The sequence below is a fragment of the Aminobacter sp. BE322 genome, from assembly GCF_050433525.1.
In the GTDB taxonomy this organism is placed as follows: Bacteria; Pseudomonadota; Alphaproteobacteria; order Rhizobiales; family Rhizobiaceae; genus Aminobacter.
Genome location: NZ_JBNPXB010000021.1, coordinates 37520 through 61304 on the forward strand (window position 1 = coordinate 37520; position 23785 = coordinate 61304).

23 protein-coding genes and 1 other RNA gene are annotated in these 23785 nt (G+C 66.4%); 11 read left to right on the top strand and 13 right to left on the bottom strand.

The genetic code is table 11. From position 1 onward, the window contains the following. The first annotated feature begins 5 nt into the window (after positions 1-5). Positions 6-1019 carry a type II secretion system F family protein gene (locus tag J2X50_RS21885; RefSeq protein ID WP_429098022.1) on the top strand — a complete coding sequence of 338 codons (1014 nt, stop codon included), beginning with the start codon at positions 6-8 and terminating at the stop codon, positions 1017-1019. Positions 1020-1025: 6 nt separating this feature from the next. Continuing rightward, complete coding sequence (locus tag J2X50_RS21890; protein ID WP_429098024.1) at positions 1026-2039, top strand: type II secretion system F family protein; 1014 nt, start codon at positions 1026-1028, stop codon at positions 2037-2039. A 70-nt stretch (positions 2040-2109) separates the two neighbouring features. On the opposite strand, the gene J2X50_RS21895 is transcribed toward J2X50_RS21890, so the two are convergent. Further along, positions 2110-2922 (bottom strand): tetratricopeptide repeat protein, encoded by an 813-nt coding sequence (locus J2X50_RS21895; protein WP_429098026.1) that lies wholly within the window; start codon positions 2920-2922, stop codon positions 2110-2112. A 134-nt stretch (positions 2923-3056) separates the two neighbouring features. On the opposite strand from J2X50_RS21895, the gene J2X50_RS21900 reads away from it, so the two are divergent. From J2X50_RS21900 to J2X50_RS21910, 3 genes are all read left to right on the top strand, one after another. Further along, entirely contained in the window at positions 3057-4421 is a 1365-nt protein-coding gene (locus J2X50_RS21900) for a leucyl aminopeptidase family protein (protein WP_429098027.1), read from the top strand. Between the two features lie 227 nt (positions 4422-4648). After that, the gene (locus tag J2X50_RS21905; RefSeq protein WP_340036117.1) at positions 4649-4999 is read left to right on the top strand and encodes a MarR family winged helix-turn-helix transcriptional regulator; all 351 of its coding nucleotides are present in this window, start codon (positions 4649-4651) and stop codon (positions 4997-4999) included. After that, positions 4996-5856, top strand: a complete 861-nt coding sequence (locus J2X50_RS21910; protein ID WP_429098029.1) for an NlpC/P60 family protein — start codon at positions 4996-4998, stop codon at positions 5854-5856. The genes J2X50_RS21905 and J2X50_RS21910 overlap by 4 nt, the downstream gene beginning before the upstream one ends. Positions 5857-5963: 107 nt before the next feature. Here the strand turns inward: J2X50_RS21910 and J2X50_RS21915 are convergent, their stop codons facing one another. The 9 genes from J2X50_RS21915 to J2X50_RS21955 form a co-directional block, all read right to left on the bottom strand. After that, on the bottom strand, positions 5964-6908 hold the full coding sequence (locus J2X50_RS21915; protein WP_429098058.1) for a 2-hydroxyacid dehydrogenase: 945 nt from the start codon (positions 6906-6908) through the stop codon (positions 5964-5966). A gap of 15 nt (positions 6909-6923) precedes the next feature. Further along, the gene (locus tag J2X50_RS21920) at positions 6924-8552 is read right to left on the bottom strand and encodes an ABC transporter ATP-binding protein (protein WP_429098030.1); all 1629 of its coding nucleotides are present in this window, start codon (positions 8550-8552) and stop codon (positions 6924-6926) included. Beyond that, positions 8549-8941: a type II toxin-antitoxin system VapC family toxin gene (locus J2X50_RS21925; RefSeq protein ID WP_429098032.1), complete on the bottom strand. Its 393-nt coding sequence runs from the start codon at positions 8939-8941 to the stop codon at positions 8549-8551. Before J2X50_RS21925 ends, J2X50_RS21920 begins: the two co-directional genes overlap by 4 nt. Next, positions 8938-9186 (bottom strand): type II toxin-antitoxin system VapB family antitoxin, encoded by a 249-nt coding sequence (locus J2X50_RS21930; RefSeq protein ID WP_429098033.1) that lies wholly within the window; start codon positions 9184-9186, stop codon positions 8938-8940. The genes J2X50_RS21925 and J2X50_RS21930 overlap by 4 nt, the downstream gene beginning before the upstream one ends. Positions 9187-9235: 49 nt before the next feature. Beyond that, entirely contained in the window at positions 9236-10378 is a 1143-nt protein-coding gene (locus tag J2X50_RS21935) for an ABC transporter permease (RefSeq protein ID WP_429098035.1), read from the bottom strand. Further along, positions 10378-11481, bottom strand: coding sequence for a microcin C ABC transporter permease YejB (locus J2X50_RS21940; RefSeq protein ID WP_429098037.1), 1104 nt, complete (start codon positions 11479-11481; stop codon positions 10378-10380). The genes J2X50_RS21935 and J2X50_RS21940 overlap by 1 nt, the downstream gene beginning before the upstream one ends. Positions 11482-11736: 255 nt before the next feature. Continuing rightward, entirely contained in the window at positions 11737-13608 is a 1872-nt protein-coding gene (locus J2X50_RS21945; RefSeq protein ID WP_429098038.1) for an extracellular solute-binding protein, read from the bottom strand. Further along, positions 13605-15494, bottom strand: coding sequence for an extracellular solute-binding protein (locus J2X50_RS21950; RefSeq protein WP_429098040.1), 1890 nt, complete (start codon positions 15492-15494; stop codon positions 13605-13607). Before J2X50_RS21950 ends, J2X50_RS21945 begins: the two co-directional genes overlap by 4 nt. A gap of 151 nt (positions 15495-15645) precedes the next feature. Beyond that, positions 15646-16326, bottom strand: coding sequence for a c-type cytochrome (locus J2X50_RS21955; protein ID WP_429098042.1), 681 nt, complete (start codon positions 16324-16326; stop codon positions 15646-15648). A gap of 201 nt (positions 16327-16527) precedes the next feature. Between J2X50_RS21955 and J2X50_RS21960 the strand changes: the two genes are divergently transcribed. Together J2X50_RS21960 and J2X50_RS21965 are read left to right on the top strand one after the other, a co-directional pair. Then, positions 16528-17256, top strand: coding sequence for a 3-deoxy-manno-octulosonate cytidylyltransferase (locus tag J2X50_RS21960; protein WP_429098044.1), 729 nt, complete (start codon positions 16528-16530; stop codon positions 17254-17256). Between the two features lie 16 nt (positions 17257-17272). Beyond that, positions 17273-18136 carry a prephenate dehydratase gene (locus J2X50_RS21965; protein ID WP_429098045.1) on the top strand — a complete coding sequence of 288 codons (864 nt, stop codon included), beginning with the start codon at positions 17273-17275 and terminating at the stop codon, positions 18134-18136. Between the two features lie 129 nt (positions 18137-18265). On the opposite strand, the gene J2X50_RS21970 is transcribed toward J2X50_RS21965, so the two are convergent. Genes J2X50_RS21970 through J2X50_RS21980 form a run of 3 tightly spaced genes read right to left on the bottom strand, consistent with a single transcriptional unit; the run spans position 18266 to position 20608 of the window. Continuing rightward, on the bottom strand, positions 18266-19147 hold the full coding sequence (locus J2X50_RS21970; RefSeq protein ID WP_429098047.1) for a bifunctional helix-turn-helix transcriptional regulator/GNAT family N-acetyltransferase: 882 nt from the start codon (positions 19145-19147) through the stop codon (positions 18266-18268). A 53-nt stretch (positions 19148-19200) separates the two neighbouring features. Then, positions 19201-20151 carry an NAD(+) diphosphatase gene (gene nudC, locus J2X50_RS21975; protein ID WP_429098048.1) on the bottom strand — a complete coding sequence of 317 codons (951 nt, stop codon included), beginning with the start codon at positions 20149-20151 and terminating at the stop codon, positions 19201-19203. Positions 20152-20188: 37 nt separating this feature from the next. After that, entirely contained in the window at positions 20189-20608 is a 420-nt protein-coding gene (locus tag J2X50_RS21980) for an HIT domain-containing protein (protein WP_429098050.1), read from the bottom strand. A gap of 127 nt (positions 20609-20735) precedes the next feature. Between J2X50_RS21980 and J2X50_RS21985 the strand changes: the two genes are divergently transcribed. The 4 genes from J2X50_RS21985 to J2X50_RS22000 all read left to right on the top strand — a co-directional run bounded on the left by J2X50_RS21985 (position 20736) and on the right by J2X50_RS22000 (position 23627). Next, on the top strand, positions 20736-21176 hold the full coding sequence (locus J2X50_RS21985) for a DUF1772 domain-containing protein (protein WP_429098052.1): 441 nt from the start codon (positions 20736-20738) through the stop codon (positions 21174-21176). 65 nt (positions 21177-21241) lie between these two features. Further along, positions 21242-21338: signal recognition particle sRNA small type (gene ffs / locus J2X50_RS21990), an RNA gene on the top strand. Between the two features lie 117 nt (positions 21339-21455). Next, positions 21456-23285: a DNA polymerase III subunit gamma/tau gene (locus tag J2X50_RS21995; RefSeq protein WP_429098054.1), complete on the top strand. Its 1830-nt coding sequence runs from the start codon at positions 21456-21458 to the stop codon at positions 23283-23285. A gap of 18 nt (positions 23286-23303) precedes the next feature. Beyond that, positions 23304-23627: a YbaB/EbfC family nucleoid-associated protein gene (locus J2X50_RS22000; RefSeq protein ID WP_429098055.1), complete on the top strand. Its 324-nt coding sequence runs from the start codon at positions 23304-23306 to the stop codon at positions 23625-23627. Positions 23628-23785: the final 158 nt, after the last annotated feature.

A 23785-nucleotide genomic window follows, 5' to 3' on the forward strand; every position in this document is an offset into this window, starting at 1 on the left:
CCGCCATGTTCGGCCTCGATCCCACGACCCTGCTCTTCGTGCTCTTGGCCGGCCTCAGCGCCGGCCTGGTGGCCTATGCACTGCTGTTCAAGCGCATCGAGGCCGAGAGCAACACTCAGCGCCGCCTGTCCACGGTCCGGCAGACCGAACAGGACCGCACTCTGGTCAAGGCTGCGCGCGACCGGACGGCCGAGGTCGCCAAGCGGCGCAAGTCCGTCCAGGACTCGCTCAAGGAGCTCGAGGAAAAGCAGAAGGCCAAGGACCGCAACATCAAGAAGCCGCCGCTCAGGGTGCAGATCCGCCAGGCCGGCATGCAGGTGACGGTCGAGCGCTTCTATGTCTATTCGGTCGTCTGCGGCCTCGCCGTCACCGTGCTCGTCTATCTCGCCGGCGCGCCGCTCATCCTGTTGCCCGGCGCCCTGCTAGCGGGGACCCTGGGCCTGCCGCGCTGGTTCGTCGCCTTCCGGCGCGCGCGCCGGGTCAAGCAGTTCCTCGAGGAGTTTCCCAACGCGCTCGACATCATCGTGCGCGCGGTCAAGTCGGGTCTGCCGCTCAACGACGGCATCCGCCTCATCGCCAGCGAGTCGCCCGAACCCGTGCGCAGCGAATTCCGCCGCATCGTCGAGGGGCAGCAGCTCGGCATGGCCATCCCCGAGGCCGCCCTTCGTATGACCGAGACCATGCCCTGTCCGGAAGCCGGCTTCTTCGGCATCGTCATCCAGATCCAGAGCCAGGCCGGCGGCAACCTTTCCGAGGCGCTCGGCAACCTGTCGCGCGTCCTGCGCGACCGCAAGAAGATGAAGGCCAAGGTGCAGGCCCTGTCGATGGAGGCCAAGGCTTCCGCCGCGATCATCGGCGCGCTGCCGATCATCGTCGCCTTCCTCGTCTACCTGTCGAGCCCGAACTACATCATGCCGCTGTTCGTCACCAGCACCGGCAACCTGATCCTCGGCGTCTCGGGCGTTTGGATGTCGATCGGCATCTTCGTGATGCGCAAGATGATGAATTTCGAGGTCTAGACGGGCATGATCGACCAAGTCGTCAAGGCATTCACCGACGCCTCGTTCCTGATCGCCCTCTTGGTCGGCGTGGCGGTGTTCGCGACCGTCTTCACGATCATGCCGTCACTGACCGGCAATCCCCTGAAGGGACGCATGAAGGCGGTGGCGCTGGAGCGCGATGAACTGCGCGCCAGGCAGCGTGCGCGCCTGGCGGCGGAGACGGGCCGGCGCCGCGCCGGGCTGCGCGAAGAGCAGTCGGTGGGCATGCGCAACATCGTCGAACGGCTCGACCTGCGCCGCGCGCTCGTCGACGAGGGCACGCTCAACAAGCTCAAGGTCGCCGGCTTCCGTGGCCAGAACCCGCTGACGCGGTTCCTGTTCTTCCGCCTGGTGCTTCCCTTCGTCGGCTTCGCCTTGGCGGCGGTCTACGTCTTCCTGCTCGGCGGCTTCGCCGAGAAGCCGCTCTTCGTCAAGCTCTTCGTCTGCATCCTGGCCGCCTATGGCGGCTTCTATGCGCCGGTGCTCTACGTCAACAACCGCGCCACCAAGCGCAAGCAGTCGATCCAGCTGGCCTGGCCCGACGCGCTCGACCTCATGCTGATCTGCGTCGAGTCGGGCATGTCGGTCGAGGCCGCACTGCGGCGTGTCGCCGACGAGATCGGTTCGCAGTCGGTCGACCTCGCCGAGGAGTTCGTGCTCACCAATGCGGAGCTCTCCTACCTGTCCGAGCGCCGTGTCGCCTACGAGAACCTCGCTTCCCGTACCGGCCTGGATACCGTCAAGTCGGTGACGCAGGCGCTGACCCAGGCCGAGCGCTACGGCACCCCCGTGGCCCATGCGCTGCGCGTTCTTGCCAGCGAAAGCCGCGACATGCGCATGAACGCCGCCGAGAAGAAGGCGGCCGCGCTGCCGCCGAAGCTCACCGTCCCGATGATCCTGTTCTTCCTGCCGGTGCTTTTCGCCGTCATCCTCGGCCCGGCCGGCATCCAGGTCAGCCAGCGCGGCATCTTCGGCGACCAGCAGTCGAGCAGCGAGTAGGCACGCGGATTTGGAAACGCAAAAGGCCGCGTCGTCGGGCGCGGCCTTGCTCGTATCGGGCGATGCCGATTCAGTTGGTGGTCGGCTTGTCTTCGGCCTTGATCTGGTTCCAGGCGTTCTGCTGCGCCAGCATGGTGCGCAGATAGCTGACATTGGCCTGCGCCTGTTCGGGCGAAAGCTCCTGGCTGGCGATCTTCTCGGCTTCGTCGAAGCGGCCCTGCAGCCCCACCGCCAGGGCGAGGTTCTGGCGCACGCGGCCGTCGGCGCCGGGCTGCTCGGCGGCCGACCGCAGGTAGGTCTCGGCCGACTTGAGGTCGCCTTCGAGGACATAGGACATGCCGAGATTGGAAAGCACGCTGGGGTCGTTGGGCTTGAGGTCCAGCGCCTTGCGGTAGAGGCCGCGCGCCTCCTGGGTCTGGCCCAGCTGGTCGAGGATGGCGGCTTCCGCCGACACGAGCTTCCAGTCCGGATATTCCGGCGTCTGGGCGCGCCGCACCGCGTCGAGCGCGGGCTGCAGCTCGCCCGAGGCGGCCAGCGCCTTGCCATAGGCGGCGAGTACGTCGCGGTCCTTGGGATAGCCGATGGCAAGCTTGCGCATCACCGCCAGCGACTGGTCGGTCTGCCCCTTCATCTGCAGCACGGAGGCGTATTGCATCGCCACGGGCTTGTTGTCGGGCGCGCTGACATAGGTGCGGCCGAGCTGGTCGGCCGTGCCCTGGAGGTCGCCCGGCGACGCCGCCTCCGCCGTGTTGGCCTGGCGCGAGATCGAGCCCGTGGTCATCTTGCTGGTTCCGCAGCCGGCCACGCCGGCGGCCAGCAGGGCGAGGAAAGCCGTTCTGGCGAGGCGTTTTCCCGTTGCGTTCATCGAGCGATTGGTCAACATCGGCGACGGGTCTCCATTGGTCCGCGTGGCCGTTCGCCGGCCATTTCCCCGCCTTGGAGAAATAATCTGTTAACCCTAACGGATGGTTAAGAGCGCCTAGCGGCCCATGCCGTCCGATATCGAAGGAAGCCGAAATGCCGGTCGAACTGCTCGACGAGAAAACAGCCGATTCCCTGCCGATCCACCTCGTCGCCAAGGATGGCCTGGAGCGTGCCGGCCTGGCGCCGTCGCTCCTTGCCTGGGCGGAAGCCAACGGCTTTGCCGGCGATGCCGGCAAGCTGCTCGCGGTCCCGGGAGCCGAAGGCAAGCTGGCCGGCGTCCTGTTCGGTACGGGCCAGCAGGAGAATGGCCTCGGCTTCGGCGCGCTCGCCCGCGGCCTGCCGCAGGGCAGCTGGCATTTCGCCACCCGGCCGGCACATCCCGAGCTTGCGGCGCTCGGCGTGGCGCTCGGCGGCTATGTCTTCACCCGCTACGGCAAGAAGCCGGGCAAGGATGTGGGCCTTGCCCTGCCCGAGGGCGCCGATGCCGCCCGCCTGAGCCGCCTGGCGGACGCGATCTTCCTCGTCCGCGACCTGGTCAACACGCCGACCAACGACATGGGGCCGTCGGCCCTCGAAGCCGCCGTGCGCACGCTTGCGGCCAGGCATGGCGCCAAGGTCGGCGTGATCCTCGGCGATGAGCTGCTCGACAAGAACTTCCCGATGATCCATGCCGTCGGCCGCGCCTCGGCCGACGCGCCGCGGCTCATCGACCTGACCTGGGGACGGGAAGCGGCGCCGAAGATCACGCTTGTCGGCAAGGGCGTGTGCTTCGATACCGGCGGCCTCGACATCAAGCCGGCGTCCAGCATGCTCTTGATGAAGAAGGACATGGGCGGGGCTGCCAATGTCCTCGGCCTCGCCTCGATGATCATGGCGGCGAAGCTCGACGTCAGGCTGCGCGTGCTGATCCCGGCGGTGGAGAACGCGATTTCGGCCAACGCCTTCCGCCCCGGCGACGTTTTGCAGAGCCGCAAGGGCCTGACCGTCGAGATCGGCAATACCGACGCGGAGGGCCGCCTGGTGCTGGCCGACGCGCTGGCGCTCGCCGACGAGGAGCAGCCCGACCTCCTGGTCGACATGGCGACGCTGACGGGCGCCGCCCGTGTCGCGCTGGGCCCCGATTTGCCGCCCTTCTACACCGACGACGACGCACTCGCCGGCGAGCTGGCGGCTGCCTCCGCTGCGGTCGAGGACCCGATCTGGCGCATGCCCCTGTGGAAGCCCTACGACACCAAGCTTTCGTCCAAGGTCGCCGACATGAACAACGTCACCACCGACGGCTTCGCCGGCTCCGTCATCGCGGCGCTGTTCCTGAAGCGCTTCGTCGAGAAGACGGCGTGCTGGGCGCATTTCGACATCTTCGCCTGGAACCCGGCGGACCGCGCCTACGGCCCGGCCGGCGGCGAAGCCCAGGCGATCCGGGCGCTCGAAAGGGTCATTGCGGCGCGCTTTGCATAACAGTTGGAGGCTGCCCCTCACCCTTACCCTCTCCCCGTGAAGAACGGGGAGAGGGGGGCGCCGACGTGCCCGCTTGTCCCTTCTCCCCGTCCTTACGGGGAGAAGGTGCCGGCAGGCGGATGAGGGGCGACACACCTGCAGAGACAGAACGCTGAGCGCCTTGCCTTCGCCAAGATTCCCTCGTTGAATGAAACGGAACCGAAACAATTGCCGTGGATGCTGGCGCCATGCCAATCGCGTTGCGTCCGAGCCAGTCGCTGAGGCTGCTGCAGCAGTTTGCCTTGTCCGAGGTGCGTGACGACGCGCCCGACCTCACCCTGCGCCAGATGGCGATCCTGCTGACCATCTATCTCGACCCGCCGCCGCACACGGTGCGCGGGCTGGCCGCCAGGCTCGGCGTCAGCAAGCCGGTCATCACCCGCGCCCTCGACACCATGGGCGCGCTCAAGCTGGTGTCGCGCCACCGCGACGAACTCGACAAGCGCAACGTGCTCGTCCGCCGCACGGTGGAGGGCGCTCTCTATGTCGAGCGTCTGGGCGATGCTATCATCGCCAAAGCCAAGGAGCTGCCGATTTGACTGCCCGCGACAACCGCCTCCATGCCTTCCGCCCCGACCTTGCGGATGCCCGCCTCGAAGGGGAGGTTGCAGCCGAGCGCTTCGTTGCCGGCCGTCCGGCCCGCATCGGCGCAGCCGTCGCCGACGTGCGCAAGGCGCCCCGGCCGGATGCTGGGCTCAACACCCAGCTGCTCTACGGCGACGACGTGCTGGTGTTCGACGAGGCCGAGGGCTTTGCCTGGCTCCAGGCCGAGCGCGACGGCTATGTCGGTTATGTGGCTGCGGCCGACCTCGCTCCGCGTGCCGCCGATCCGACCCATGTGGTGACGGCGCCGCGCAGCTTCGTCTATCCCGGCCCGGACATGAAGCTGCCGCGCGTCCGCGCCCTGTCGATCGGCTCGCGTGTGACTGTTGCGGGCGAGGCCGAGACGCGCGGCACGCGTTACGGCCTGCTGCCGTCCGGCGAGGCGATCGTGTTGCAGCACCTGGCGCCCATCGGCACGGTGGCCGGCGATTTCGTTTCGGTGGCCGAGCGGCTGATCGACACGCCCTATCTCTGGGGCGGCTCCAGCGCCTTCGGCATCGACTGCTCCGGACTGGTGCAACTGTCCATGCACATGGCCGGACGCGACGTGCTGCGCGATTCCGACATGCAGGCCGGGACGCTGGGTGCGCCGCTCGGCCCGGGCCCTGACCATGCCGCGCTGCGCCGCGGCGACCTGGTGTTCTGGAAGGGCCATGTCGCGATCATGACCGACGCGACGAACATGATCCATGCCAACGGGCACACGATGACGGTCGCCCGCGAGGGCCTGCGCGAGGCGATTGCCCGCATCGGCTATCTCTATGGCGGCCCCACCGGGTTCCGGCGGCCTTAGCCGCAGGCAGGTGAGGGGCAGCGCGAACATCTTGAGAAGTGGGCTTGGCCCCTCAACCGGCCCTTCGGGCCACCTTCTCCCCGTGAACGGGGAGGAGGAAATCCGCCTCAATACCCCGCTTCGCGATCCACGACATGCTCGAGCGGGCCGCCGCGCTCGAAGGCGTCCATCTGCTTGAGCATCGGCGCGACCAGGTGCGCCGGGTCGGAGGTCGCGGCCGCGTGCGGCGTCACGAACACCTTCGGATGCGCCCAGAGCGGGCTGGTCTTGGGCAGCGGCTCGACCTCGAAGACATCGAGGCTCGCTTCCTTGAGCGTGCCGTCGTCGAGCGCCCGCAGGATGTCGGCATCGCGCTGCAGCCTGCCGCGCCCGGCATTGATGAGCACGGACCCGCCCAGCCCGTTGCGCCGCCGCAGTTCCTTGAGCAGGCCGTAATTGACGATGCCCCTGGTGGCCTCCGTCAGCGGCAGCAGCACGACGAGGATGTCCGTGGCGTTGAGGAAGGGGACCAGTCCGGCATCGCCGCTGAAGGTGGCGACGCCCGGCAGCTCCTGCGGCCGGCGGCTCCAGCCATTGACGTGGAAGCCGACGGCGGTGAGCGCCCGGGCGGCGGAGCGGCCGAGATTGCCCAGACCCATGATGCCGACGGATATGTCCTCGGCCGGGCGCTGCGGCGGCTCGTGCCAGATCTTCTTCGTCTGCTGGGCGCGATAGAGCTGGCCCTGGCGGTGATGGTCGAGCACGCGCCAGAGCACGTATTCGGTCATGTACTGCGTCAGGTTGTCGGCGACCACCCGCACGATCGGCACCTGGGGCAGGTTCGGATCGGCGAAGACGTGGTCGACGCCGGCGCCGATCGAGAAGATGACCTTGAGGTTGGGCAGCTTGGCGAGCACGCCGGGCTTCTGCTTCCACACCACCGCATATTCGATCGTGGGGTCGGCCGGCCCGTCCGGCTCGAGCACCACCTCGCGATCTTCGGACAGCATCTCGTACCAGCGCTGCGGGTTGAAACCCGTGATCGAAAGAAGGATTTTGCCCTTGCCCGCCATGTGCTTCATGCCCTGCTATTCGCTGACCACGCCGGTCGGCGCGGTCTCGATCTTGAACGCCGCCGAGATCAGCGCCCGAGTGTAGTCGGTTTGCGGCCGCTCGAAAATCTGCTCGGACGGCCCGGCCTCGACCACCTTGCCGTTGCGCATGACGATGACGTGGTTGGCCAGCGCCCGCACCACCTTGAGGTCGTGGCTGATGAACAGATAGGCGAGGTCGTGCTTGGCCTGGAGGTCGCGCAACAGGTCCACCACCTGCGCCTGCACGCTCATGTCGAGCGCCGACGTCGGCTCGTCGAGCATGACGAAGCGCGGCTTGAGCACCATGGCGCGCGCGATCGCGATGCGCTGGCGCTGACCGCCGGAGAATTCGTGCGGGTAGCGGAAGCGGGTCTCCGGGTCGAGGCCCACCTCGCGCAGCACCTCCACCACGCGGCGGTCGCGCTCGTCGGTGGTGAGCCGCGGCTCATGGATCTTGAGCCCTTCCTCGATGATGTCGGCCACCGACATGCGCGGGCTGAGCGAACCGTAGGGGTCCTGGAAGACGATCTGCAATTCGCGCCGCAGCGGACGCATGGCGTTGAAGCTGAGCTTGTCGATCTCGCGGCCGTCGAAGTCGATCCGGCCTTGCGACGAGATCATGCGGGTGAGCGCCAGGCCGAGCGTGGTCTTGCCGGAACCCGATTCGCCGACCACGCCGACCGTCTGGCCGGCGCGCACGGCGACGTCGATGCCGTCCACCGCCTTCACATGGTCGACTGTCTTGCGGAAGAAGCCCTGCTTGATCGGGAACCAGACCTTCATCTCAGAGCCCGACATCACCGTCTTGGCCGCCGCGTTCGCCGCCGGCGGCCTGCCCTTCGGCTCGGCCGCGAGGAGGTGCCTGGTGTAGCCGTGCTGCGGGTTGGCGAAGATCTCCTTCGTCGGCCCGCTTTCGACGATCTGGCCCTTGGTCATGACGCAGACCCGGTCGGCGATGCGCCGGACGATGCCGAGGTCATGGGTGATGAACAGCATCGACATGCCCTTGCGCGCCTTGAGCTTGGCGAGCAGTTCGAGGATCTGCGCCTGCACGGTCACGTCGAGCGCCGTGGTGGGCTCGTCGGCGATCAGCAGGTCGGGTTCGTTGGCGAGCGCCATGGCGATCATCACGCGCTGGCGCTGGCCGCCCGACAGCTGGTGTGGATAGGCGTCGAGCCGCTTTTGGGGCTCGCGGATGCCGACCTCTTCGAGCAGTTCGAGGGTTCGTTCCCGCGCCTGCCTGTCGCCCATGCCCTGGTGCAGCGACAGCACCTCGACGATCTGCCGTTCGATCGTGTGCAGCGGGTTGAGCGAGGTCATCGGCTCCTGGAAGATCATGGTGATCTTGTTGCCGCGCACCTGGCGCAGCGCCTTCTCGTCCAGGGACAGCAGGTCCTGGCCGTCGAACAGGATGCGGCCCGTGGGATGGCTGGCCGGCGGATAGGGCAGCAGCTTCAGCACCGACAATGCCGAGACCGACTTGCCCGAGCCGGATTCGCCGACCAGCGCCAGCGTCTCGCCCTTGGCGATGTCGAAGGAGATGCGGTCGACGGCCGTCGTGGCCAGGCCGCCGCTGGAAAAGGCGACCGAGAGGTCCTGGACGGAAAGCAGGGGGGAGGTCAAATGGCGGCCTCGATGTCGGTCATGCGGAAATCTTCGCCCTTGAACAGCAGCGGCTCGCGCCGCGCCTTGGCGAGCGCATAGGCGAAGCAGTCGCCCAGGTTGAGCTTGGCTGCGTGGTTGCCCTTGCCGAATTTCTGGTAGGCCTCGCGGGCGAGAAATGCCTGTTCGGAGGTAACCGGTACAATCTCGATGCCGAAGCCGGCTATCAGATTGTCAAGTTCCTCTCCCTTTCTCGTGTCCCTGAGGCCGTCTGCCTTCACAGCCGCTTCAAGGTAGTTGACTGGCGACATCGCATGGCTCTGCCTGGGTACAAGTAGTCTGTCTTCAAAAAGATCGCCGTCAGGTTCTTCAAGCAGAATGGCGAGGATGGCCGAGGCATCTACGATCATGCGGGCAAGCCATCGTCGCCATAGAGGTCGGAATGATCACTGGTAAGACCTGATGGGGTCGGACCGGAGCGCCGCAGTATCTCCTTGATGCGTGCCTTGCGGGCTGCGTAATCGTCATCGGTCCTTAGCCTCTTCAGCTCTGCCTCCAAAGCCTGTTCGATGGCGGCGGTGATGCTCAGCCCTGTTTCGGCGGCGAGTTCCTTTGCCAGCCGTTCCACCCGCTCATTCTTGATGTTCATGCCCATGCCCGGCTCCATGGTAGAAAACGCAAGAGATTATACCATGGGCGCCCGCTCACTTGAACGTCTTCCTCGGGTCGAAGGCGTCGCGCGTGGCTTCGCCGACGAAGATGAGCAGCGACAGCATCAGCGAGATGACCACGAAGCCGGACAGGCCGAGCCAGGGCGCGTTGAGGTTGCGCTGGCCCTGCTTGAGCAGTTCGCCGAGCGAGGCCGAGCCCGGCGGCAGGCCGAAGCCGAGGAAGTCGAGCGAGGTCAGCGTCGAGATCGAGCCGTTCAGGATGAAGGGCATGAAGGTCAGCGTCGCCACCATGGCGTTGGGCAGGAGGTGGCGGAAGATGATCGTGCGGTTGGGCACGCCGAGCGCGCGCGCCGCGTTCACATATTCGAAGTTGCGGGCGCGCAGGAATTCCGCCCGCACCACGCCGACCAGCGACACCCAGGAAAACAGCAGCATCAGCCCGAGCAGGATGAAGAACCCCGGCGGCAGCACTGCCGCCACGATCAGGAGCAGGTAGAGCACCGGGATCGCCGACCAGATCTCGATGAAGCGCTGGAACAGAAGGTCGGTCCAGCCGCCGAAATAGCCCTGCAGCGCGCCTGCCGACACGCCGATCAGCGCCGAGCCGGCCGTCAGGATCAGGCCGAACAGGACGGAGATGCGGAAGCCATAGATGACGCGGGCGAGCACGTCGCGGGCCTGGTCGTCGGTGCCGAGCCAGTTCCAGTTGCCCATGGTGCAGTTGGGGTCGTCGACGCCTAGGGCGTAGCGCTGGCAGCGGACATCCTTGGCATACATCCACGACGGCTTGGCCGGGGCCGCCTCGGGGATCTCGTTGTTGGTGGTGCGGTAGGAATAGCGGACCGGCGGCCAGATCGCCCATCCATTGGCCGCGATCGCGTCCTGCACCACCGCCATGCGGTAGTCGGTGATCGGCAGGAAGCCGTCGGCGCCGAGGAACGTCTCCTCCGGATAGTCGCTCACGATCGGCGAGAAGAACTCGCCCTTGAAGCGGATCAGCAATGGCCGGTCGTTGGCGATGAATTCGGAAAACAACGAAAGCACGAACAGGACCAGGAAGATCCAGAGCGACCAGTAGCCGCGCCTGTTGGCCCTGAAGTTCTGCCAGCGCCGCCGGTTGATCGGCGACAGCCGGGGGCGCCTGGTCTGCGCCGCGACGTTCTCGACCGCCGTCATCAGACGTCCCTCCGCTCGAAGTCGATGCGGGGATCGATCCAGGTGTAGGTGAGGTCGGAGATCAGGCCGACGACCAGGCCCATGAGCGAGAAGATGTAGAGGTTGGCGAAGACCACCGGATAGTCGCGCTCGAGCACCGACCGGTAGCCGAGCAGGCCGAGCCCGTCGAGGGAGAAGATGTTCTCGATCAACAGCGAGCCGGTGAAGAAGGCCGAGATGAAGGCACCGGGGAAGCCGGCGATGACGATCAGCATCGCGTTGCGGAAGACATGCCCGTAGAGCACCTGCCGCTCCGACAGGCCCTTGGCTCGGGCGGTGACGACATACTGCTTGCGGATCTCGTCGAGGAACGAGTTCTTGGTGAGCAAGGTCGTCGTCGCGAAGGCCGACAGCACCAGGGCCGCCAGCGGCAGCGTGACGTGCCAGAGATAGTCGACGACCTTGCCGCCGAGCGACAGCTCGCTGAAGTTCTCGGAGGTGAGGCCGCGCAGCGGAAACCAGTTGAAGAACGAGCCGCCGGCAAACAGCACCATCAACAGGATGGCGAAGAGGAAGGCCGGGATCGCGTAGCCGACGATGACCACGCCGCTGGTCCAGATGTCGAAGGTCGAGCCGTCCTTGACCGCCTTGCGGATGCCGAGCGGGATCGAGATGAGGTAGGACAAGAGCGTGATCCAGATGCCGAGCGAGATCGACACCGGCATCTTCTCCAGGATCAGGTCCAGCACCGAGATGTCGCGGAAGTAGCTCTCGCCGAAATCGAAGCGGGCGTAGTTCCACAGCATCAGGCCGAAGCGCTCCAGCGGCGGCTTGTCGAAGCCGAACTGCTTTTCCAGCTTGGCGATGAATTCCGGGTCCAGCCCCTGCGCCCCGCGGTATTTCGAGGTGGCCTCGCCGGCGGTTGGGTCGAAGTTGGTCGCGCCGACGTCGCCGCCGCCGCCCGAAAGCCTGTCGCCGGCGTCGCCGCCCTGGCCGGTCAGCTTGGCGATCACCTGCTCGACCGGGCCGCCCGGCGCGAACTGAACGACCGCGAACGATATCGCCATGATGCCGAACAGGGTCGGGATCATCAGCAGCAGGCGGCGGAGGATATAGGCGCCCATCAGTGCGTATCCTCCCGCCGTGGAGAGCGGGGCACGGATAGGTCGCGCAGGCAGGCACCTCCACCCCTGGCCCCTCCCCACAAGGGGGAGGAGGACGATTTCGCCGCCGTTGCCGCCAAGATCGTTGCAGATTGGCGCGAGGCCGCCATGCCGCAAGGTCTCCCTCCCCCTTGTGGGGAGGGGCCAGGGGTGGGGGTCGTTTCGAATGCGATTGCCCTCCGAACAGGGTGGAGGGTGGCGCACCGCGCCGAAATGTCAGGTCTTGCCAATACGTGCAGCCTTGTCCTTGTCGAACCACCACATCGCCTCGACGGGGAAGCCGAAATCCGGCTTCGGCTCCTTGAAGCCGAACATGTCCCAGAAGGCGGCACGGTGATTCGCCGAAAACCAATTTGGAATCCAGTCTTGCCGGGCGCGCAAGACCCGGTCGAGCGCTCGCATGGCGACCGTCAGCGCTGCGCGATCCTTGGCCGCGCCCACGGCGTCGATCAGCGCGTCTATGGCAGGGTCGGCCGTGCCCGGCAGGTTGGTCGAGCCCTGCAGCCCGGCCGAGCGCGAATGGAACAGGCCAGCGAGCTCGTCGCGGCTGGGCGTGGCGGAAAACGAAGCCGCGGTCGATATGGCGTCGTAGTCGAAGCTCGTCTGGCGCGCCTGGTATTGCGACGAATCGACCATGCGGACCGAGGCTTCGATGCCGATGGCGCGCATGTTCTCGATCCAGGGCGAGTAGACGCGGACGAAGATGTCGTCGTCGACCAGAACTTCGAGCGTCAGCCTTTCGCCCTTGGCGTTCACTACGCTTCCGCCCTTGCGCGACCAGCCCGCCTCGGCAAGCAGCCGCGACGCCTGCCCGAGCAGCTTGCGGTCGCGTCCCGAGCCGTCGGACGGCGGCTGCAGCACCGCCTCGCCGAAGGCCTCCGCCGGTACCTTGCCGCGCAAGGGTTCGAGCAGCGCCAGTTCGGCGGGCGAGGGCAGGCCTTCGGCGCGGTAGTCGGACGTCTCGAATGTCGACTGCGACCGCTGATAGGCGCCGTAGAACAGGTTGCGGTTGGTCCACTCGAAGTCGAAGCAGAGCGCGATCGCCCGGCGCACGCGCGGATCGCGGAAGCGTTCGCGGCGCTGGTTGAGCGCCGTCGCCTGCATCATGGGCCGCTTCTCGCCCGGAAATTCCCGCTTGACGACCTTGCCTGCCTTGAAGGCGGGGAAATCGTAGCCCGTCGCCCAGATGCGCGAGGTGGCCTCCTGTCGATAATGGATGTCGCCCTTCTTGAAGGCCTCGAAGGCCGCCTGCCTGTCCTGGTAGAACTCGATGCGGATGCGGTCGAAATTGTAGAGGCCGCGGTTGACCGGCAGGTCGCGCCCCCAATAGTCCGGCACGCGTTCGAATTCGATCACCTGCCCGGCGGAAAAGCGGCCGACCTTGTAGGGACCCGACCCGAGCGGCGCCTTGAGCTGCGACGCGTCGAAGGGATTGGCGTCGAAGAAGGCCTTGGCCGGGATGGGGTAGGTCGCGACGTCCAGGATGTTGAGGTCCGACTGCTTGCCGTCGAAGGTGAGCCGCAGCGTTGCCGGGTTGACCGCCTTGGCCTCTTGCAGCCGGCTGAGCGGCAGGAGCAGGCTCGGATGTCCGTCCTGCTTGAACAGGTTGAAGGCGTAGGCCGCGTCCTCGGCGGTGACGGGCGTGCCGTCGTGGAAGCGCGCCTCCGGGCGCAGCTCGAAGTCGAAGCTGTTGTGGTCGTCCGAGATGGTGACGGTCTTGGCCAGGAGGCCGTAGATCGCGTCCGGCTCGTCCAGCGCCCGCACCATCAGCGAATCGTAGCACATGTCCATGCGCGGCGGGCTGTCGCCCCGGCTGACGAAGGTGTTGAGCGTGTTGAAGGTCAGCGGGCTCTGGTTGAACACCCAGCTGGGCGGCGAGAAGTTGAAGGTGCCGCCCTTGGGCGCATCGACTTTGACGTAGTCGAAGTTGCGGAAGTCGGGCCCGTATTTCAGGTCGCCGAATGCCGAGAGCCCGTGCAGGCCGGTGCCGGTGGCGCTGGCGGCAAAGGATCGGCCCGGCAGGAAGGGCAGGCCGGCCGCCGCGGCGCCCAGCGCCAGGAAGTCGCGGCGTGGCAGGCGCGTGCTCAATTGACCCCCTTGTACTTGGCGGCGAGCGCGGCCTCCTTGTCCTTGTCGATCCACCAGGAGTCGAGATCTGCACCGATGAATCCCGGCTGTTTCTCGGGGATGCCGAACTTGTTCCAGTAGGCAAGCCACAGAACCGCACGATGGTACTGCGGCACGACGTAGTAGTTCCACAGCAGCACCCGGTCGAGCGCATGGGTGGCAGCCAGGAGGTCGTCGCGATCGGTCGCGAAGATGACGCGCTCGACCAGGGCGTCGACCACCGGGTCGTTGATGCCCATGATGTTGCGCGATCCGGGCTTGGCGGCGGCCTTGGAACTCCAGAAGTCGCGCTGCTCGTTGCCAGGCGACGACGACTGGTTGAGGATCGTGGTCGTGACATCGAAGTCGAAGTTATTGATACGATTTATGTATTGGGTGGTGTCGACCATGCGCAGCGTCGCATCGATGCCAAGCCTGCGGAGGCTGTCGATGAAGGGTGTCGCGATGACTTCGTCAGTGGCGTCTTTGCCCAGGAATTCGATCTTGAACTGCTCGCCCGTCTTCTCGTTCAACAGCTTGCCGCCGCTGGCGCGCCATCCGGCTTCGCCGAAGAGCGTGATCGCCTGGCGCAGATATTGCCGTTCCGCCTGAGGTGTGTCGTAGACGGGGAGCTTGAATTCCTGGGTGAAGAGTTCCGGCGGCAACTTGTCCTTGAACGGCGTCAGGAGTTCCAGTTCCTTGCCCTGGGGCACTCCGCTCGATGCAAGGTCTTGGCCCTGGAAGTAGCTGCTTGTGCGCGTGTTCAGGCCGAAGAACAGCGTACGGTTCATGTACTCGAAATTGTAGGCAAGGGTCAGAGCCTGCCTGACGCGGCGATCCTGGAACTGCGGCCGGCGCAGGTTGAGCGCATAGCCCTGGAACGGCTCGCCTGAAGTGGTCTTGAACTCCTGCTTGACGACATCGCCGGCCTGGAAGGCCGGAAAGTTGTACTGCGTCGACCAACGCCGCGAGCTGTTCTCGGCCTTGATGTCTTCGAGCCCACCCTTGGTGAACGCCTGCCAGTCGGCGTTTTCGTCGAGGAAATAGGTGTAGCGGCGCCTGTCGAAATTGTTGCGGCCGACATTGACGCCGACGTCGCTGGCCCAGGCGTCGGGGACGCGCCGCCAGACGATCTCGGTTCCGGGCTTGAAACTTTCGACCTTGTAGGAGCCAGAACCCAAGGGGATTTCAAGCGTCGGCCTGGTGATGTCGCGCTTCTTGCCCGAAGCGTCCGTGCCTTCCCACCAATGCTTGGGCAGGACCACAAGGTCGCCCATGATCTTGGGAAGTTCGCGGTTGCCTTTCTGATCGAAGCGGAATTCAACCTCTCGGTCGGAGATCGCCACCGCTTCTTTCACGTTCACATAATACTGGCTGTATTGCGGGCTGTTGGCCTTCAGGACCTTGAAGGACCAGATGACGTCCTCGACCGTTATGGGCTTGCCATCGTGCCACTTGGCGCGCGGGTCGAGGCGGTAGGTCGCCGACGAAAAGTCATCGGGAAACTTGTAGGCGTCGGCGACCATCGCGTGGCTGATGCTGGGCTCATCGAGTGACTGTTCCATCAGCGTCTCATACAGCAGGCCGCCGCCGAACCCGGTAAAGCCCGCAGCCGGTGCGCCCTGGACGATGTAGGGATTGAAGCTGTCGAATGTGCCGCCGACCGTGGAGTTCAGCGTGCCGCCCTTGGGGGCATCGGGATTGACGTAGTCGTAGCGCTTGAAGTCGTCGCCATATTTGGAAGGGCCGTTAAGCGACGAGCTCGTGTGCCAGCCGGGGTCGGCGGCGGAGGCCGGCAGGAGTGCGCCCGTGACAAGCAGCACCGCAAGCCCCGCCGCTGCAATCGTCCGGTTCAGGCATGCCTTCATTGCGATCCCCTGGCTTCGGTGTTTCGGAACACTCTAATTCAATTGGGCGCATGGAAACCACACGCCGTGCGATTGTCATCGCACGTTTTTGTCAGGCAACAAAAAAGCCGGGCGAAACCCGGCTTTTTCAAGATGCGAAGCGACGATTTGCTTACTTGGCGGCCGGTGCAGGGGCTGCGCCTTCGGCCGGGGCAGCCGGAGCGGCGCCTTCGGCCGGGGCGGCGGGAGCGGCACCTTCGGCCGGGGCGGCGGCAGGCGTAGCGGCCGGGGCAGCGCCGGCCTCGGGCAGCGGCGCCGGGCTGTCCGACTGCGAGTTCAGATAGGCGATCAGGTTGGCGCGCTCGTCGTCCTTCTTGACGCCGGCGAAGCCCATCGCGGTGCCCTTGACGTAGGCCTTGGGCGAGGTCAGGAAGTTGTTCAGGTGCTCGAAGTCCCAGACCACCGAGCCGCCCTGCGAGAACTCCTTCATGCCGCCCGAATAGGCGAAGCCTTCGTGCGAGGCGATCGGACGGTTAACGACGCCCCAGAGGTCGGGGCCAACCTTGTTGGGGCCGCCCTTTTCGATGGAGTGGCAGGCGGCGCACTTCTTGAACACGGCCGCACCCGCCTCGGCATTGGCTGCCGCGAGCAGCTGGGCGATCGGCACTGCGGCCGGAGCGGCTGCGCCGCCGCCTTCAGCTGCGCCGCCCTCTTCGGCCGCCTCGATGGCGAAGCCCGGCTTCTCCGGGACCGGAGAGGCGAAGATCGAGTCCGACACGATCGAGATCGAGAAGGCCACGAAGGCCGTTCCGAGCAGGGCGCCGAGCACCTTGTTGAATTCGAATGAGTCCATACGCCCCTGGCTCCCTTATCCGGCCGGTTCGCCGTCCTCTGCGACCGTCGCCGTTCGTCGGTATCGTCTAGCGCCCGGCCGGGGCCGGGTCAAATCGCGCGGAAACTAGGTCTTTTGCTTGTCCGTTGCAACACATATAAGGGCGCTTCCAGTGAGACGTTTTGACACTTTCCAGAGCATTTTGAGACAGCAGCCCGAGCCATGCAGACCCTTGTCCTGATCCCCGCCCGCATGGCTTCCACGCGCCTTCCGGGCAAACCTCTGGCCGACATCGCCGGCCGGCCGATGATCGTGCATGTCGCCGCCCGCGCCGCCGAAAGCGGCCTCGGCCGCGTCGTGGTGGCGACCGACACCGAGGCGGTGGCCGCGGCGGTCAGGGCCAACGGCTTCGAGGCGGTGATGACGCGCGCCGACCATGAGTCGGGCTCGGACCGTATCTTCGAGGCGCTGCAGGCGCTCGACCCGAAGGGCGAGGTGGAGACGGTGGTCAACGTCCAGGGCGACCTGCCGACCATCGATCCCGAGCTTATCCGCGCCGCCTTCCGGCCGTTCGAGGATGCCTCGGTCGACATCGCAACCCTCGGCGTCGAGATCACCCGCGACGAGGAAAAGACCAACCCGAACGTCGTCAAGATCGTCGGCTCGCCGCTTTCGCCGGGCCGGCTCAGGGCGCTCTATTTCACCCGCGCGACGGCGCCCTGGGGCGACGGGCCGCTCTTCCATCACATCGGGCTGTACGCCTACCGGCGCGAAGCGCTCGAGCGCTTCGTCAAGCTCGGCCCGTCGCCGCTGGAGAAGCGCGAGCGGCTGGAGCAGCTGAGGGCGCTCGAGGCCGGCATGCGCATCGATGCCGAGATCGTCTCGTCCGTGCCGCTCGGCGTCGACACGCCCGAAGATCTCGAACGCGCCCGCGAAATCCTTTCCCAATAGAGCAGACAGGCCGACCATGCCGACGACGACCAACAAGATTGCCTTCCAGGGCGAGCCGGGCGCCAATTCCGATACCGCCTGCCGCAACATGTTCCCGAGCATGGAGCCGCTGCCCTGCGCGACCTTCGAGGACGCCTTCAATGCGGTGGAGACCGGCAAGGCGGACCTCGCCATGATCCCGATCGAGAACACGATTGCCGGGCGCGTCGCCGACATCCATCACCTGCTGCCCGAATCTAAGCTGCACATCGTCGGCGAATATTTCCTGCCGATCCATTTCCAGCTGATGGTGCTGCCCGGCGTGCAGCGCGCCGAGATCAAGACCGTGCACAGCCACATCCACGCGCTCGGCCAGTGCCGCAAATACATCCGCAAGAACGGCTGGAAGCCGATGGTGGCCGGCGACACGGCCGGTGCCGCCAAGCTGGTGTCCGAGGTCAAGGACAGGACGATGGCGGCACTTGCGCCGCGGCTCGCCGCCTCGCTCTACGGCCTCGATATCCTCGAAGAGAACGTCGAGGACACCGACACCAACGTCACCCGCTTCGTGGTGCTGACCAAGAGCAAGCAATGGGTCGAACGGCCGAGCCCGGACGCCAAGATGATGACCACCTTCATCTTCCGCGTCCGCAACGTGCCGGCGGCCCTCTACAAGGCGATGGGCGGTTTCGCCACCAACGGCGTCAACATGACCAAGCTCGAGAGCTACCAGCTCGGCGCCTTCACCGCGACCCTGTTCTATGCCGACATCGAGGGCCACCCGGAGGATCCGGGCGTCGCGCACGCGCTGGAGGAACTCAGGTTCTTCTCGCGCGAGGTCCGCATTCTCGGCGTCTATCCAGCGAGCGATTCGCGCGACGAGTGGAAGGTCGCCGACTGAGGCGGCGACGGCCGGGCGAGCCCGGCGGTAGGGCGGCGGGCATTCTGACGAATGCAATTCCGCCGCTCCGGTTGTTTTTCTTGGCCGCATTTGTGCGACGCCAGACGATTTCGTCTGGCTGCAAAATGCTCAAAGCTGCTTCGAAAACCAGTGGTCAGCATAGGGATTGTCGTTGAAGCGGGCGATCTCCGTGTACCCCTCGCGCCTGTACAGCGCCTGCGCTTCCTTCAGCGTCCGGTTCGTGTCGAGACGGACCGAGCGCGCCCCGAGCCGGGCGGCGACCGCTTCCAGACGGTGGAGCATGCGGCTGGCGAGGCCGAAGCCGCGGGCAGACTGCGCCACCCACATGCGCTTGATCTCGGCGGTGCTCTCGTCGAGCATGCGGACTGCCCCGCATCCGACCGCCTCGCCGTCGAGGCGGGCGACGACGAAGCTGCCCTTCGGCGCGCGGTACTCCTCCACGCCTGCCGTTCCGCCGTTGCCGGGATCGAACCCCTCCTCGAAGCGGGCTGCCAGCTCCTCGAAGTAGCTCATGAGGCACTGCCGCGCGTCGTCGCTGTCGGCCGGCTCCTCCTCGATGGTGATCGAGGCGGCCGCGAGCAGCCGCTCCACTTCCCCCATGGCCGTCACCAGGCGCTCGCGCGCTTGCTCCGACAAAGGCGCGAGCATGGAATTCGCGAGATCGTCCGAAAGCGCTTCATAGGCCCGGTACTCGACAAGACCACGCTCGGTCAGCGTCGCCCGCCGGCCGCGGGCGTCCGCCTCGAGTTTCGCGACGTCGACGAGGCCTTGTGTCTCGAGTTGCCGAAGCATGCGGCTGAGATAGCCGGAATCCAGGCCCAACCGCGCGCGCAACGCGCCGAGCGCGGCGCCATCCTGGCCGATCTCGAAGAGCAGCCGGGCGAGCCCAAGCGGCCGGCCGCGGCTCAGATAGCTGTCTTCCAGGGCGCCGACGCGGCGGGTCACGGCGCGATTGAAACTGCGGATGCGGGAGATCTGGGACGAGGTCATTACCTGACTATAGTCAGATATATCGTCGGCGGCAAGCGGATATCTGACTCCGGTCAGGTATCCGGGGTCTCGTCTGCCCAGGCGCGGATGAGATGATGCGCAATGGAGTGCCGCGCCGGCACCTTGAGCTCGGCCGGATGCGTGCCGGCGAGCATCTGCCGGACCTCTTCGCGCGGGAACCAGCGGCAGTCCTCGAGTTCGGCGGTGTCGGGCACGATGTCTTCGTTGAGCGCCTCGCCGAAGCAGCCGATCATCAGCGAATAGGGGAACGGCCAGGGCTGGCTGGCGTGGTAGACCACGCGGCCGAGGCGGATGCCGGCCTCCTCCAGGGTCTCGCGGCGAACCGCGGCCTCGATCGTCTCGCCGGGCTCGATGAAGCCGGCCAGCGCCGAGTAGACGCCGGCCGCGAAATGCCGGCCGCGCCCCAGGAGGCACTTGTCGCCGGATACCGTCAGCATGATCGCCACCGGATCGGTGCGCGGAAAGTGCTCGGCGGCGCAGCCGGTGCAGACCCTCTTGTAGCCGCCGGCGCGCATTTCGGTGGCGGCGCCGCAGCGGCTGCAGAAGCGGTGGTTGGCGTGCCACGCCAGGAGTGCTGCCCCTTGCGCCAGGGCGCCGAGGCCGGCGCCGTCGATGAGGCCCTGGGCGTGTATCGAGCGGAAGTCGATCGCCTTGAACCGCTCGGGCAGGCTCTCGCCTTCCGCGGCGGCCGGCACGGCAAGCATGGCGGAGCCGTCCGCGCGGCCGAGCAGCACGGCCTCGTCGAGCGCGGTTTCCAGCGCTTGCGCCGCAGCCAGGGTGAAATACGGATTTGCCGCGCCATTGCCGAAGTCGAGCAGCAGGCGCCCCGGCGCGATCAGCAGCAGCCGCGCTTCCGGCTCCGTCAGCGCCAGGCGGGCGGCATCGTCGCTGCGCTTTTCCGACTGGCGTTCGATTACATTGCCGGCAAAGCCGAGAAAATGGCTCGCTTCGCGCTCGGGCGCGCTGAACAGGCTGAAGGGCATTGGGTGGACTCTGGGGGTGTCGGGTCGGAGGGTGCCGTTATAGGGCAGCCTTGATGCTTTCGGCAAACCGGTGCAGGTCGTCGCGCCGATATGGCTCGCGCACGCCATGGCCCCAGACCGGGCCGGGCCAGCCGGGATCGCCCTCCGAGCGCGCCACCACATGGAAGTGCAGTTGCCGCACGACGTTGCCGAGCGCGCCGCTGTTGATCTTGGCGCAGCCGGTCGCACGCTTGAGCGCGTGCGCCACCATGTTGCTTTCGAAGGTCAGCATGGCCTGGTCGAGCGGGGTCAGGTCGTGGATCTCTTCGATGCCGGGGCGTTGCGGCACCAGGATCAGCCAGGGCCAGCGCTGGTCGTTCATGACACGCAATTCGCACAGCCCGAGCCACATCAGCGGCTCGCTGTCCGTGTCGAGACGCGAATCCAGCGCAAACCCGGCCTTGAGCCCCGACATCATTGGCGTTTCCCTTGTTTTTCCAAAAGCTAGAGCGTGCCTGCAATGGCTGCAAGCGAATCATTGAGATTGGATGCCATGCAATGCGCCGATGCGATATGGTGTGGAATGCACTGAACGGAGGTGCGCGATGTTGGCCGGTCAGATCGCACTCGCCTGCGCGGCGGCCTTCGCTGGAGCGGCATTCTACATCAATTTCGCCGAACAGCCTGCCCGTCTCGGACTCGACGACAAAAATCTGCTCGATGAGTGGAAGCCGAGCTACGCCAGGGGCTTTGCCATGCAGGCGAGCCTGGCCGTGGCGTCGGGGCTTCTCGGCCTGCTCGCGGCGTGGCTCGCGGTCGACTGGCGCTGGATCGTCGGTGCCGTGCTGATGCTCGCCAACTGGCCCTATACGCTGCTGGTCATCCTGCCCACCAACAAGGAGATCGAGGCGATCGCGAGCGCGGATGCCGGCACGGCCTCGCGGACGCTCATCATGCGCTGGGGCACGCTGCACGCCGTGCGCACCGCCCTGGGATGCGCGGCGACGGTTGCCTACCTCTGGGCCCTCGGCGCACGAGGTTTCTGAGGCGCTTTGGCTCACCTTGGCCTTGGCTCTTGCAATTGGCGCGGCAATTGCCGATATGGAGGTTGGGAGGTTGGTGGTGGACGATCCACTCGCCAACCGGGTCAGGTCCGGAAGGAAGCAGCCCTAACGAGCCCGGAACGGGTCATTGTTCCAGCCTCCCGCCTCTTCGCCCTTCTCCGCGTCATTGACGGCGTCCAGCCGTGCGGGCGAAACTCGCTCGCGGAATCGACCCGACAGCGGTCGGGCAGGGGCGCCAGGACCAACGGGCGAACGGGGCGGATGAGCGAAGCCGGACAGACCAACAAGAACAAGGACGGCGCCTATCGCGTCCTTGCGCGCAAGTACCGCCCGGCAGATTTCTCGGCCCTCATCGGCCAGGAGCCGATGGTGCAGACGCTGACCAATGCGTTCGCCACCGGCCGCATCGCCCAGGCCTGGATGCTGACCGGCGTCCGCGGTGTCGGCAAGACCACGACAGCCCGCATCCTCGCCCGCGCGCTCAACTACAAGACCGCCGACATCGACCGTCCCTCGGTGGACCTCACCGTTCCCGGCGAACACTGCCAGGCGATCATGGAAGGCCGCCACGTCGACGTCATCGAGATGGACGCCGCTTCCCACACCGGCATCGACGACATCCGCGACATCATCGACCGTGTCCGCTACGCCCCGGTGTCGGCCCGCTACAAGGTCTACATCATCGACGAGGTGCACATGCTCTCGACGCAGGCCTTCAACGGCCTGCTGAAGACGCTCGAGGAGCCGCCGCCCCACGTCAAGTTCATCTTCGCCACGACCGAGATCCGCAAGGTGCCGATCACGGTGCTGTCGCGCTGCCAGCGCTTCGACCTGCGCCGCATCGACGCCGGCAAGCTCGTAGGCCATCTGCGCAACATTGCCCAGCAGGAAGCCATCGAGGTCGAGGACGAGGCGCTCGCCATGGTCGCCCGCGCCGCCGAGGGCTCGGCGCGCGACTCGCTGTCGATCCTCGACCAGGCGATTGCCCATGGCGGCGGCAGGGTGACGGCGGAAGCCGTACGCGCCATGCTCGGCCTTGCCGATCGCGCCCGCGTCGTCGACCTGTTCGAGAACGTCATGAGGGGCGACATCGCAGCGGCGCTGGGCGAATTGCGGGCCCAGTACGACACCGGCGCCGACCCCGTGGCCGTGCTCAACGACCTCGCCGAATTCACCCATCTCGTCACCCGCCTGCGCTTCGTGCCGTCGGCGGCCGACGACGCCTCGCTGTCCGAGGACGAGCGCAGGCGCGGCCTGGAATTCTCCCAGAGCCTGTCGGTGCGGGTGTTGGCCCGCGCCTGGCAGATGCTGCTCAAGGGCATCCCGGAGGTGCAGTCGTCGAACCGGCCGGTGAGTGCCGCCGAGATGGTGCTGATCCGGCTCGCGCACGCCGCCGACCTGCCGACGCTGGACGAGGCGCTGAAGTCGCTCGGCGACGCGCCACAGCAGCCATCGGGCAGCCCCCGCAACGGCGGCATGCCCGCCGGCGGCGGCAATGGCGGTCCCGCGGCCTCCGCCGTGTCGCAGGCGCGCATGCCGGTGACCAATGGCGGCGGCCAGGCGATGCGGCTGGTGGAAAGCGCGCCCGCGCCCGTGGCCTTCACGGCGCCTCAACCGGAACCCGAGCCCGTGGCCGATGCGGTACCGGTGAAGTCGATCAACGACCTTGCCAATCTCGCCGAATCGAACCGCGAGATGGCCTTCAAGGTGCTGATCCGCCGCGTCGTACGGCCCGTCCGCATCGAACCGGGGCATATGGAAGTCAGCCTGACGGCCGATGCGCCGAGAACCTTCCTCAACGACCTGACCGTCAAGCTGAAGGCCTGGACCGGCCGTCACTGGATGGTGTCGCTGTCGCGCGAGGAAGGCGGGCCGACGCTCGCCGAGATCGAGGCCAACAAGCGCGAGGTGGCGCTGACCGATGCGCGCGCCGACCCGACGGTGGCCGCGATCCTGGCGCGTTTTCCCGGCGCCAAGATCATCGACGTGCGCCTGCCGACGACGCCCGAGGCGGCCGATGCGGACACCGACGTCGAACCGCAGCCCGACCCGGGCGTCGGCCTCGACAATGACGACGACGACCCGTTCTGAGACGAAAAGGACAAGACCATGAAGGATCTCCTCGGCCTTATGGGCAAGGCGAAGGAAATGCAGGCCAAGATGCAGGCCATGCAGGAAGAGATCGCGCTGCTTGAGATGACCGGCCAGTCCGGCGGCGGCCTGGTGCAGGTGACGCTGACCGGCAAGTCCGAGATGAAGTCGCTGAAGATCGACCCGTCGCTGGTCAAGGAAGGCGAGGGCGAGATCCTCGAGGACCTGATCGTCGCCGCCCACAACGACGCCAAGGCCAAGGTCGAGGCGGCGATGCAGGAAAAGACCAAGGCGCTGACCGCCGGCCTGCCGATCCCGCCCGGCATGAAGCTGCCGTTCTGAGAAAATAGCGAGTAGTGAGTAGCGAATAGGGGAAGCTTGACCGTTCGGCCGTCTCGGCGAACCCTCGCTACTCGCTACTCGCTACTCGCTACTCGCTACTCGCTACTCGCTACTCGCTACTCGCTACTCGCTACTCGCTACTCGCTACTCGCTACTCG